The sequence below is a fragment of the Actinocorallia aurea genome (genome assembly GCF_054783995.1).
The window spans coordinates 1381556-1394291 of the sequence record NZ_BAAGPQ010000002.1; the positions used below are offsets into that span (position 1 = coordinate 1381556).

At 65.4% G+C, this 12736-nt stretch carries 8 protein-coding genes and 2 pseudogenes; 3 read left to right on the top strand and 7 right to left on the bottom strand.

The genetic code is table 11. The annotated features are described in order from the left end of the window. Window positions 1-91: 91 nt before the first annotated feature. Window positions 92-1039: pseudogene (locus ACYVOM_RS06715) on the bottom strand (IS481 family transposase); the annotation flags it as partial. A 241-nt stretch (window positions 1040-1280) separates the two neighbouring features. Continuing rightward, entirely contained in the window at window positions 1281-1967 is a 687-nt protein-coding gene (locus tag ACYVOM_RS06720) for a DUF429 domain-containing protein (RefSeq protein WP_460302315.1), read from the bottom strand. Window positions 1968-2097: 130 nt separating this feature from the next. On the opposite strand from ACYVOM_RS06720, the gene ACYVOM_RS06725 reads away from it, so the two are divergent. The 3 genes and pseudogenes from ACYVOM_RS06725 to rnhA all read left to right on the top strand — a co-directional run. Continuing rightward, window positions 2098-3201: an AAA family ATPase gene (locus tag ACYVOM_RS06725; protein ID WP_460302316.1), complete on the top strand. Its 1104-nt coding sequence runs from the start codon at window positions 2098-2100 to the stop codon at window positions 3199-3201. Window positions 3202-3203: 2 nt separating this feature from the next. Then, on the top strand, window positions 3204-3872 hold the full coding sequence (locus ACYVOM_RS06730) for a DUF4276 family protein (RefSeq protein WP_460302317.1): 669 nt from the start codon (window positions 3204-3206) through the stop codon (window positions 3870-3872). Window positions 3873-3960: 88 nt separating this feature from the next. Next, window positions 3961-4416, top strand: a pseudogene (gene rnhA, locus ACYVOM_RS06735) (ribonuclease HI); the annotation flags it as partial. 535 nt (window positions 4417-4951) lie between these two features. Here rnhA and ACYVOM_RS06740 read toward each other — a convergent pair. From ACYVOM_RS06740 to ACYVOM_RS06760, 5 genes are all read right to left on the bottom strand, one after another. Continuing rightward, window positions 4952-5395: a hypothetical protein gene (locus tag ACYVOM_RS06740; RefSeq protein WP_460302318.1), complete on the bottom strand. Its 444-nt coding sequence runs from the start codon at window positions 5393-5395 to the stop codon at window positions 4952-4954. A 22-nt stretch (window positions 5396-5417) separates the two neighbouring features. Continuing rightward, on the bottom strand, window positions 5418-6404 hold the full coding sequence (locus tag ACYVOM_RS06745; RefSeq protein ID WP_460302319.1) for a hypothetical protein: 987 nt from the start codon (window positions 6402-6404) through the stop codon (window positions 5418-5420). 798 nt (window positions 6405-7202) lie between these two features. Then, a complete protein-coding gene (locus ACYVOM_RS06750) occupies window positions 7203-9770 on the bottom strand; it encodes a hypothetical protein (RefSeq protein WP_460302320.1) in 2568 nt (855 codons plus the stop codon). Then, window positions 9767-11290 (bottom strand): hypothetical protein, encoded by a 1524-nt coding sequence (locus ACYVOM_RS06755; protein WP_460302321.1) that lies wholly within the window; start codon window positions 11288-11290, stop codon window positions 9767-9769. Before ACYVOM_RS06755 ends, ACYVOM_RS06750 begins: the two co-directional genes overlap by 4 nt. 613 nt (window positions 11291-11903) lie before the next feature. Further along, window positions 11904-12736 (bottom strand): hypothetical protein (locus ACYVOM_RS06760; RefSeq protein WP_460302322.1); only part of this gene is annotated, 833 nt, incomplete at its 5' end.

A 12736-nucleotide genomic window follows, 5' to 3' on the forward strand; every position in this document is an offset into this window, starting at 1 on the left:
GGAGCTCCGAACGCCGCGGGCTTGGGTCTTCGATTGCAGCGTCGGCGCCTTTGTGAACGGCTTCGCCGAACTCTCCGGGATCTAGCTGTATTTGGCCCGCAGGGTTGTTGACGCGGGTGATGGGTGCCATGCCGCCGATGGCGGTGTGGCACCTGTGGTGGTTGTAGGTGTGGAGGAACTCGGTGAGGGCTGTGGTTCGTTCGGTGTTGGTGGTGTAGGGGCGGATGTAGGCCCATTCGTCCAGGAGGGTGCGGTTGAAGCGTTCGACTTTGCCGTTGGTCTGGGGCCGGTAGGGGCGGGTGCGTTTTGCGGTGGCGCCGAGGTCGGCCAGGGCTTGGTGCCAGGCGGTGGATTTGCGGTAGGCCCAGGCGTTGTCGGTCAGGACGCGTTCGATCCGGTCGATGCCGAGTTGCGCGAAGTGGGCGGCGGCGCGGTGGAGGAAGGCGGCGCAGGTGGCGGCTTTCTCGTCGGGGTGGATCTCGCTGTAGGCCAGGCGGGTGTGGTCGTCGACGGCCGAGTGGACGTAGTCGAATCCGGTGATGCGCTTGCGGTCGGGGCAGGCGGCGCGGCCGTGGGTGCGCCAGCCTCCGCCGTCGGGGATGCGGCCGAGTTTCTTGACGTCGACGTGCACCAGCTCGCCCGGCCGCTCGCGTTCGTAGCGGCGGATCACCGCTCCGGTGGGCCGGTCCAGCCATGCGAGCCTGTTCAGGCCGTGCCGGACCAGGATCCGGTGGACGGTGGATGCGGGCAGGCCCAGGACCGGGCCGATCCGGGCCGGACCGCGTTTGCGTTCGGTCCGCAGCCGGCACACCGCGGCCTCCACCTCGGGCGCGGTCCTGTGCGGGGTCCGGTGCGGACGGCTGGAGCGATCGTGCAGGCCCGCCGGCCCTTCCCGGCGGAACCGGCGCACCCACTTGTGCGCCGTCTGCCGCGACACACCCATCTCCGCCGCCACATGCGCCACCGGCCTGCCGGCCTCGACACGCTCAACGAGCAGACGACGCCCGAACACGGTCAGCCGGGCATTACGGTGAGACACGAAGACCTCCAGTGCGGTGACGGGCCTAGACACCTCCACCACACCGGAGGTCTTCGCTATTGATCAAGCACCCGCCCACCCGTGTCAACAACGTTCGTGGGCATTACATCTAGCGTGTGAGCGACGCCGCATTGGCCTTGACCGTCCCGTGCGCCCGGCCGACGGACTTCCCTACGCGCCCTTGCCCGACGAGCGCTCCGGGCGTCCTTGGACCTGACCGGTCGAGGCCGGGAGGCGGGCTTCACGCCCAGATTGCGCAGAGAAGACCGTCGCTGAACCACTCTGGTGGATCTGGGAGGCTGTGGCTTGCTCCTTCGGCGTGGCGGCGGGCCGTCCATGCGGCGACGGCGGCGTCCAGCACATCGTCGATCTTCGCGTACTGCCCCGGAGGGCCCAGATCTGCGGGAAGAACGATGTCCGCGGTCGCCAGTAGAGCGCGGCGGGTCTCTGCCCCGTTCCAGGTGCTCTTGTGGTCGCGGACAGGGGCTCCGGCGAGTCTGGTGAAGCTCAGCTCTGGATGGATCTCGATCACCTGATGCGTGGTCGTCCGGATCCAGGCATCGATATCTGCGATCTTCTCTTTGAGGGCATACGCCTGGGCCGAGACACCCTTGCCCGTCTTGCTTCGGTTGACGGCGATCGCCGTGGCGTGGTCCTGCGCGGTGAGGGCGGCCCGGACCGGGGTCTCGAACACCGAAGCCCGTCGCGGCCCGACAGCGGCACGGGCCAGGACGTCCGCTTGCCTTACCGTGGCGTCAGGTAGCCCGATCGGGATATCGATCGCGATCACACCGACATCGCCATCGGCCTCTACAGCGTCGACCAGACCAGCAATGTCCGGGGCGAAGTACGCCGAGGGCGGCGCTCCCTCGCTGAGCGTGATACCGAACCACCCCGCTTTGCACGCATCCACTCCCAGAACCCGCATTGAAGCCCTCCCTGATCCCGTCGGTAGGCCTACGGATGAGGGATCTTCGCACCTGGCAGGGCTCGAAGGAAGGCCGGTGGTAGCTTGGGATCAGTAGTGTCGATCATCGGTTTCCGAGGAATACCAGGCCATGGTGCGAGGACTGTCCCGGATCACGATCGAGGGATTCACCTCGATCCGTTCCGCGACGGTCGAACTCGGTGACCTGAACGTGCTCGTCGGCGCCAACGGCGCGGGCAAGAGCAACTTCGTGAAGGCTCTGGCACTGCTGGGCTACCTGTCGGACGGTGACCTCGGCCTGTTCGTCGGGCTGTCCGGCGGGGCCTCCGCGCTGCTGCACGACGATCCGGCGAGTACGGCCAGGATCAGCTTGGATCTGAAGGCCGACCGCAACTCCTACAAAGCGGTCCTGCGACCCGGCGCCCGTGACGACCTGATCTTCGATGGCGAGTACATCGGCTACGACGGATTCAACGACCCCGACTTCTCGGTCAACCTCGGCAGAGGGCACAGAGAAAGCCTTCTCGGTGAGGAGATCGAGCGGCGTGGAGAGCGGAGCATCGCCGGTCACGTCGCAGACATCTTGGCTGGCTGCCGCGTCTACCACTTCCATGACACCAGCAGCACCGCGCCGGTGAAACGCAACGCGTTCCTTTCCGACGCCGAGTCCCTGCATGCCGACGCCGCCAACCTGGCCCCGTTCCTCCTGCGGATGCGAGAGGTCCACCCGACGCACTACCGGCGGGTCGTCAGCTCGATCAAGCAGGTCGCGCCGTTCTTTCGCGACTTCGTGCTGGAGCCGGAGGCGGCCACCGACAGGATCAGCCTCCGATGGCGACAAGAGGGATCCGAGACAGTTCTGCCCGCGAACGCGTTCTCCGACGGCACTCTGCGCTTCGTCTGCCTGTCCGCGCTGCTTCTCCAGCCCGAGCTTCCGGCCCTGGTCGTCCTGGACGAACCGGAACTGGGCCTGCACCCGTTCGCGATCGTGCAACTCGCCGAGATGCTGCACACCGCGAGCAGATCCAGCCAGGTCCTCATCGCCACGCAGTCCGTCACCCTGATGAACCGCTTCTCACTGGAAGACCTCATCGTCGTCGAGCGCTCGCAGGGGGCGTCGACGTTCCACCGACCCGACCCGGAGCGGCTGGAGATCTGGCTGGACGAGTACGGCCTCGGCGAACTCTGGGAGAAGAACCTGCTCGGCGGGCGCCCCGGCCCGGAGCCGCACTGAGCATGAAACGCGTCCACATCCTGGTCGAAGGGCAGACCGAGGAGGTCATCGCCACGCAGATCCTCGCCCCCTACTACGCCGAGCGGGACGTGCACCTGACGTGCTCGCTGCTGGTGACCAAGCGCTCCGCGCGCGGCCCCGACCGCAAAGGCGGCGTCACATCGTGGGAGAAGATGCGCGGTGACATCGTCCGCCTGCTCAATGACACCTCGCTGTCCGCGCTGACGACGCTCTTCGACTACTACGCCTTTCCCTCTGACGCCCCCGGGATGGCCGAGCGGCCGGCAAGCGGCGATCCCCTCGACCGCGTCAGGCACGTCGAGAAGGCCGTCGCCGAAGCCATCGGCAGCCCTCGGTTCATCCCCCACCTCGTCCTCCACGAGACCGAAGCCTGGGTCCTCGCCGACTGCGAGCGCCTCGCCGAGACCATGGGCGGCCCCTGCCCCGACCTCGCCCGCCAAGTTCGGTCCGCCGGCGGTCCGGAACTGGTGAACGACTCACCGACCACCGCACCGTCCAAGCGCATCGCCAGGGCCTACCAGGACTACCGCAAGACGGTGGACGGCCCCATGGTGATCGACGCCCTCGGGCTCCCGACGCTCCGAGCCCTCTGCCCTCACGCCGACGAACGCTTCACCGCCCTCGAAAAAGCCGTCCTCGGCTCCGGTTGAGCATCCGGTGAACACCACCACACCCCCGCAATGCGCCACACGATGATCTAGACGACCGCGCGCTCGATCGCCATGATGAGAATCTCGAATCCCTGCGGTCACGGGAGCGCACGTGGAATCTGGAACGGTCGTCATCTACACCGACGGGGGATGCTCTCCCAATCCTGGAGCAGGCGGGTGGGGAGCGGTGCTGCGCTATGGGCGGCATGTCCGCGAGATTTACGGGGGCGTGGCAGACACCACGAACAACCGGATGGAACTCACGGCCGCCATCCGCGCGCTCGAATGCCTGAAAAGGCCATCCAAGGTGCGAATTCACACCGACAGCCAGTACGTCCGCCTCGGCATCACCCAGTGGATGGCGAACTGGAAGCGCAACGGCTGGCGGATCTCCGAAACGAAGCCCGTGAAGAACGTCGACCTGTGGAAACGGCTGGACGCCGTCACCGCGGCGCACGAGGTCGCCTGGGAATGGGTCAAGGGCCACTCCGGAGTACCCGACAACGAACGAGCCGACGAGCTCGCCACCCAAGGCCGGGAGGAGACCCAGACCGACGCACTCGTCAATGCCTTCGGACCCCACGCCGCCCTCTATCGCGACGACCTTCTCGGCACCCAGCCCCAGGACCTTGCGCCCCGACCCGCCGACACCGCTGAAACCTCCCGAGAATCCATCCGCCCTCACACTGCGGACGAGCGGTGCATCCACGACCTGATTGTCGGACAGTGCGTCGAAACACAATGCACCCTCGTGCCGAAAGGCCTCGCCGCCCGGGTCTACATCACCGCGGGAGGCCGGAGCATGCACAAGACGGCGGACTGCCCCGGCCTCCTCGACGGACACCGCTTCGCCGACTGGCATGGCCACAACACACACGACCCCGAACTCACGCCGCTGCGCATCGCCCAATCCAAGGGCTACGCGCCCTGCGAACGCTGCCTGCCGAACGCCTGACCGAGAACCACGCACACCTAGGCGAGTCGTCCGGGCCCTCCGTAGCCGGTGCAGTCAGCCGTTCGACTCCTGGACACTGCATGTCGAAAAGTGCGTGACAGGGTTCTGACCGAACAGCACTACTTCACCTAGGCGGGGGTCTTGTGGCGGTCACCACTCGGACGATTCCTTCGGTGACCCAGAGCATGCGGGCCACAGCCGCCACGGAGAAGGTCACGCAGACGAGGAGCAGGGCCGTCAGCCACAGGTTGGGGCTCTTGTCCCGGTCGAGGATGAGAGCGAGCAGCGCGGCGAGGGCCGCGCAGGCTGCCCAGCGCATTGTCCGGGTGTAGATCGCGAAGAGGGCAGGCCAGTGCCGTGTGCGGCGAATGATCTCAAGGCGCGGGGACCCGGCGAAGCCGATCGTAATCGTCAGGATGGCGACGACGAAGCCTAGAAGCGTGGCTTCAAGGCTGAGGACGGTCGCGTAGAGATCGTCTCGTCGATCGTCAAGGAGGTCGAGAACCGCCTTGCGAACCGGCTCCCAGCGGAACAGGACACCCGTCGCTCCAACGGCCAGGACCGTCATCAGGAGTTCTCCTCGAAAGGACCTAATCAGAGCCATCGCGGCTCTCCCGAGCAGACGAATCTATGCTGATCGAGGATGCCGCCAGCAACTTCTCCCTGAGCTCCCCGTAGGCCTCCTCGATCTTCGCGTATGCATCGCCGTGCTCCAGAACCCTCGAACTGGACGACGCACGCAGAATCTTCTTCTGCGAGATCAGTTCGTCCTTCAGTAGGTCAACCTCATCTGCGTGGGTGCCGTCGGTGTTGGTGATGGTGGCTCGTGCGCGCCGTGCGTTGTCGCGCCAGTCGGGCAGCCCGACGAGCGTCCGCAGGACCGAGGTGATCGGCTTCGCGAGACTGGAACGCTGGTAGGGCGTGGGTTCGAGTATCAATCCAATGTAGTCGGCTTGGCTGAACCGAGCCGCTGCCCGGAATGCCTCTCCGAGGCTCTGATCGGCAGCCGCCAGGGTGTCGATGAACGACTCTCTCACGCTCAGGTTGAGCTTCCTGATCGCACGCCCCTCACGTAGGTCGTCGGCGACGTCCTGCTTGAGCAACGCTTCGAACCTGAAGTCCGGGCATTCCTTTCGCGCGAGCTCCTTCAAATAGTGCTGAAATCTGACGGGGCGAGGCGCATGAAAGTTGTACTCGATCCCCGCAATGTTGTCTTCCATGAAGACGCATATGTGCGAGATCTCTACAAGCCCGCTACCCTCCGGGAGGCCGAGGTCACGCAGGTCACCACCGGTCTCCGCCTGCGGAAGCGCTTCACGTCTGATGGAAGCGAAACGAACGCGCGCAACCGGCTCGATCTGGTCTATCCACGCGCAGAGTTCCAAACCATAGTGGTGGAGGTACCGGCCGCCGTCCCTCACCGACCTAAAGGGCAGGTCCTCCAGCTTCTTGAGCGCTGAGCTCAAGTCGGCCAGCAGGGGCAGTCCGTCGTCACCTGACCCCGCATCGAGGCGGAAGAAGTAGATGTTCCGCCTGGAGGATCGCCCTGCTCGCATAGTCGGTTCTGCGCTGCGCATAGATCAAGATTGCCAGAAATTTTTAGATTTGACTCGACAGCTTTTGATGAAGCCCTTGCTGCGAGCAGATGAAAGGCGGCACCTGCGATGGGCGGCACATTCGCGGGACCTTCGGGGGCGAGGCCAACAGAACCGGATGGAACCTCATGGCCGCCTGCACCTCGACTCGACCTTGCCTACACCACCCGCAGGACGTGACCCCAGCCGCGGGAGCCCAGAGCATGCACACGACCGTAAGTTGCCCCGGGCTCATGACCGGGCACCGTTGCGCCACGATCACAGCAGGCCGACTCGGAGCTCGCAGCCCTCTGCACAAGGAGCCACGCCTCCTTGCGAACGCTGACTGCCGAACACCTCACCTTGCCGCCGCGAGGATCTTCATCGGAATGGCCGAGCTCACGCGATCTGGTGAAGACCCTTGCGCTACTATCGGAATCTGCCGACACGAATCCGGCCTACGTCGCCGAATTGATCCGTGAAATTGCTGGTCAATGGTTGTGGTCGCCCCTTGGACACATTTCGTACATGTCTACAGATTTCGGGCGTGAGAGATCGTCACCTGAGGTCAGCTCGCCTGGCCCCAGGTGTTCCTATTTCAGGCGTGAAGCTCCTCTTTGGTTTGGTCCATGTAGTTCAGCGATCGGTTTGGCCGCTTGCCTCCGGCGACTGCGGCCTGACCTCGTAGTGATCGACCAACAGCATCATCAACGCGTCTGGTCGCCGCGCCCACGGTAGTTGCCAAGTTCCCCTCGTATCGACGAGCTCCACCGCTGCCCTGGATGGCGGTCCGGACTTGCCTCACTTGACGTGGGGGTGGCTGGGTCTGGCGCGACGGGCCAGGACTTCGGTGTGGTCGAGGCCGGCGGTAGTGAGGATGTCTTGGGCTTTCTGGGGTGGGATGAGGCCGAGTCTGATGGGTTTGGTCGTCTGGCCGGCGGCGGTGATGCCTTCGTTGGTGGAGAGGAGGGTGGAGGGGGTGGCTGGGCCGGTGGTCCGGTAGAGGCGCCATGCGTGGCCCTGGGGTGAGGAGGCCAGGACGAGGTCGGGTCGGCGCCAGGCGATGAATACCCAGTTCCTGCCAGAACGGGCCTCTACCAGGGTTGTGTCGTTGTGATGTTCCAGGAGGGTCGCGACTCGTGCGGCTATGGGGATGGGGTTGGTGAATTTGCCGGTGACAAGGTAGATGCCGTCTTGGTAGTCGAGGTCTATGCCGTCGTCGGCGAGGTCGCGACGGATGTGGGCGACGGGGTCGGGGTCGCGGGCGAGAGCGACGAGGGCGTCGAACTCCGTGGGGCTGAGGACCTGGGCGTGTGGAAACCGTGGGCGGATGAGCAGGTCTGTGGTGAAGGAGCGGTCTGCTCCGGCAACGGTTTGTCTGACGCGGGGCCAGGTGCGTGCGGCGAGAAGGTCGGCGTGGCTTCCTCCGGTCAGTGACACGCCGCTGCGGAGCAATCCCATGCACACTGCGGTTAGCGCGGTGACGTGCTGGAGCGCCTCCTCGGGTACCTCATCGTGATCCGGTTGAAGCACGGGAATCATGCGGGCGAGATCGTCTCGCCAGGTCGACTCCGATTCCCAGACGCCGTGTGCCAGGAGCTGGACGGTGATCCTGGCGATCAGTACGCGGATGACGAGGGGAGGCCGGGTCGCGGGGGCAGCGATCTTGACTGCGGCCTGGTTGACCCATTTGCGCCATCCAGCCCGCTCAGAGGCAGGCACCTGGGTCGGTTCTGAGTTCTCTGGCTCTCCGGCTTCGGCGGTCTCGTCGTCGGTGATGGCTTCGGTGGCGATGCCCCAGCCGAACCCGACCACGGTGTTGGACGGGGCTGCCAGGAAGCGGCCGAACGCCCTGCTGGTGAAGTTCCTGCCGACGAGGCGATCACATTCGTCGAGGTAGGCGCTCCATCTGTCGTGAACGGCGAGAATAGAGGTCGCCGTGCGGGGCCTAGGCGCCGTCACCGTCTTGTTCTCGGCGAGTTGGTCGGTGAGTTTCAGCAGGTCGGTGCGGAACCGGCGGGCGAGGTCGTCGTCGGTGAAGATGTCCTCTTCGGTGAAGGAACCGCGCAGCCGTGGCTTCTGGTCGGTTTCCTGGCGGCGCGCGCAGCGGACGGGATCAGCGGCGAAGACCGGCGCTGATCGACCTGCGCCGTCGACGAGCCGCACCACGGTGCCCGCCAGCTCTGGAACGGCGAAGACCATGGTCGTGCGTCCGGACGGTACGGTGCCGATGACAGTCCAGGACGCCGGGGAACCGTCTGGCGAAGTCTCGACGGTGACGTCGCTGTCGTACACGCGGCCGAGGGTGATCTCGAGGCCTTGACCGGTGCGGATCGCTCCCAGCAGCGTGAGGGCCGGACCGCTCTGGATGCTGATCTTGTTGTTCTGCAGCCCCGCAAGGGTGGCGCTCCCGCATATCCGGCCTTCGGGCTTGAGAGACCGCTTCACGGGGGAGAGAACTGCGAGCTCGCAGTTGGCTCCTTCGAGGGTGGCCCGAAGGAGCGCGCTCGCGGTCAGGTTCGCGCTTCCGGTCAGTGCGTGGACGTCCTCCCCGGTCTGCCATTGGAGAAGCTTGCCGTGTCGCGGGACGCTCTCTTTCAGCAGGCGGATCTCCGTGTCACGTTCACCGCAGGCGCGCAGCATTGCGTCGCCGTTGAAGCTGGTCCAGCGTTCCTGAATGCCGATGACGATCCGGCCGGGCTGGAAGTAGTCGACGATCGCGGTAAGCGCGTCCCCGGTCTGATCGACGAAGGGAGCGCAGAGGACGAGTTCCTCGACCGGCCCGCGGGGAAGCTGGGAAAGCAGTCCGGTCTCCAGGTTGTGCAGGACCCGTGCCTCCGGCGCCTCCCCCGCTGGCAGGCGCCCGAGAAGCTCGGCCTGCTCATGCAGGATCGCTTCAGCGTAGGCCGGCATACGGACCGTCCCTGGTAGGCGGTGGAGCCAGCTGGAGAGTTCCCCGAACGCCGCCGGCGCCTGGCCGGAGTCCCCGCGGAACACCGACCAGATCTCGTCGTTGTAACCCCATCCCGCCATCGTCGGGTTGCCGGAACCTACCGCCGCGACTGTTTCGTCCTCACCGATCAGCAGCGCGAGCTTCGGGTGGAACGCGCTGCCGCAGGATGCCAGCGCATGGAAGTAGGAGCGTCCGGCCATCCGAACGTCGACCGGGTCGTACATGCCGTGCGCGGCGTCCCCGATGATCGTGATCCGTGCACCCATCGCCCGGGCGACGGGGATCGCGACCTTCTCCAGAAAGGGAAGGTCGACGGTGAAGCCGAGCAGCAGCAGCTCGTGCAGGTCCGCCTGGTCGGCTCGGTCCTGCCACTCGGTCAGCAAAGTGAGCGGAGACGCGATCTGCCATCCCGTCATACGAACACGTCCAGCATGCTGCGCCCTTCGTCCGTCACGGCAGCGGTACCGCCCTCGACGTTGTCGACGAGGCCGAGCTGGACGGAGAAGTCAGCGAGCTGCGGGATCCGGGTGCCGAGCTCGGTGCTGCCCTCGTCGCTGGTCTTGTAGTACCGCCCGTTGCGTTCGTGGACGCGAGAGAACATCAGCATGCGGCCCTCCCGGTCCGGGCGCATCTTCGACATCGCGACCCGACGGGCTTGTGCGAGCATGTCGTCCACCAGGCGTTCAGCCAGTTCCGCCATGGGTCTGTCGAGATGGTCGCGGGTCTGCAGGGACACCCAGAGCGGGTTGAGGAAATCTCGTTGAGCGCCGAGGAAAGCGGTGCGGACCTCGCCTTCCAACTCCTCTGCTCGACGGCCGCCCAGCAGAAGAAGACCGACCGCGGTGAGCGGACTCATCGAAGGATCGGCAGCGAGGATCTCGCGTTCGGCGGGAGCGGTTTCACCACCGGCCATGGTCGCAGGCAACCCGCTAAGGAATGACCGGACGCTTTCCGCAGGCATCTGGTCGGCGAGCCAGGCGCGGAGTTCTTCCCCGCTCTTGTCGGAGTCGCCTCCATCTTGACCGATTGAGGCGATCATCGCCGCCCAGAGCCGCCGCCAGGCACTGACCGAGTGATTGCGGAGCAGCACTCCTCGCCAGCCGGGGACCTCGGGAATCCGGCTCAGAACCGGGTCTGTCCTCGCAAGATGGCCGTAGGCGATCGTCTGCTCCCACGCCGATATCGGAGTGGGGTCGCCGGGCGCTGCACCGAGATCCAGCGTTCGTGCGTGAATGCGCAGAGCAGACCGGCGGCGCCGATCATCGGTCTGCCAGTCGTTTGGTTCGTGCCGACCTCTGCTGACGGCTGTGAAGAGTTCACGCAGCCAAGGGACCTCAGCGCGGTTCTCTGCCTGCAAGGAGATCGGTGCCAGATCGCTCAGATCTGCCGCGCTCAACCGGTCATGGCTCGCCGCCGCGAACAGAGAGGCGAACAGGCGGCGCACCTCCAAGGGGCAGGCATGGCGGCCGGGTCGCAGTGCCCTTCCGTCCAAGGCGACAGTGCCGAGGACCTGGCTCGGGCCACCGTACTGCTCCCAGAAACCCCAGGCACGTGGAGAGTAGGACTTACGCATCGAATCCGGATCCGCCGCTCCCTTCACATCCAGCCCGCCCGCCGATGAGAGAAAGAGCTCCTTCACCCGGTCGATGCCGTGCGCGGAGCCAGCAACACCGTCGGCCTGCGAGGCGGCAGCGAGGATGACTTCGCTGCGGCGCAACAGACGGCGGCAGTCCTCGGAATCCAGCTCCTGTTCCTCGGCATGCGCTGCCATCGCGGCGTAGAGCGCGTAATGGCGAACGTATCGAGTCACGCTCGATACACCGGGGACCAGGATGTCGACCGCCCGAAGAACGGGGCCCTCCACAGCCAGCGGATAGCGCCCCGAACGCTGGTCCAGACCACGAGCCGACCAGGCCGGCCCCTCGACCAATGCCATCACACGACTCCTTGGAACCCCGAGGAATACGAGCTATCCCTGACAATAGCCAAAGTACCTGCCGACCCAGAGCGTCGTCCTTCGAAATCAGCCGAGCAGCTCACATGCGACGTTCACGTTCGAGGCGGTCAGCACCACGCACTCCCTCCTCGTCACGTGAGGACCCTCTCCGGGATTACCGGAGGTGAACGCCACTGATTCGGCTGTGCCATGAAGTCCCGCCGATGTCACTGCGAGGACAGGTAGGGAAAGGCACCAGATCGTCAGACATGCGAGGACACACTCCCGGACGGTCCTGACCGGCACGGTGGCCCTCCCGGAGTCAGGCATCAGGCCTTACCGAACCCTTCGCTGACTTCGCGAAAGACGGCCGCGTGCGACCAGGAGCTACTCAGCCGCTTCGGCCCGGAGTCGAGGAACCGGACATGCAGCTGGGAGAGCGGTACGCCACCGCCCTGTTCTGGAAGCCCTACCTCGGCCAGCGCTGCAAGGGATGTGCTCTACCCGGCTCGATCTCGCGCAGTGGGTTGGTTCCGAGCAGGCACAGGTAGCGCTAACCACCCGGTTCCTTGGACCAGACCGCGAATCGAGGCACCAAGGTGGTGCTCATCATTCAGGCAAGCCACTTCCACCGGGTTTTTGTCGGGACCGCACCCACTTCACTCAGGAAGGAATCAATTCCGTCTTCCGGGTAGGGGTTCATTAGCTTCGTCAGTTCCGGAGCACAGACATCCCAGGTCAGCTGACGGGTCCCGAAGGGGGCTATGCCCGCATCCTGAGTAAGCGTCTTGATCGGGCCGTTCTTATCATCGGGATATGTGCCATCCTCATGCTTGGGCGTGTACATCGTCTGAAATGACTGAGTGATTGAGACAACCGCAGTGTCAGACCTGTTCTCATACACCGCGACAACTCTCGCGCACTCGTCGCCTGCGACTGTCGTGTGCCGCTCCACCAGGACGACCGAGCCCTGCGGGAGGACCCGCGGTGGCTCGGGCTTAGGCGATCTGGGGCTCTTCGACGGTACCGGCGCCTCCACCGTCACGGTCGGCTGGGGTGAATGACTCAATGCCGCCGGAGGTGCGACCGGCCCTGGCGGCGAAGCCTGCTCCGAGGTCAGGATGAGCGCCGCAACCACGGCTGCGGCAGAGATAGGCAGGGAGAATGAGGCGCCAAAAACGGCGACCCTCAGGAGGTCACGCTGCATGACGGTCTTTCCGGTGCGGGAATGAAGGCAGGAGACGTTACCGTCCCGCGATATCGAGTCGATGACGTGCGAGACGCCGTTGGGCACCGGTCGCAGCCTACGTCCGCTCTCGCACTCGTACCGAAAGGCCTCGTCGCACGGGTCTACATCAGCGCGGTGCTGGTGGCCACTCAGAAGTGGCTCTGTCTCACTCCCTGGGGAGCGGTCACGGAACGTGCTTCTGAGCTTCCTTGGCTTCC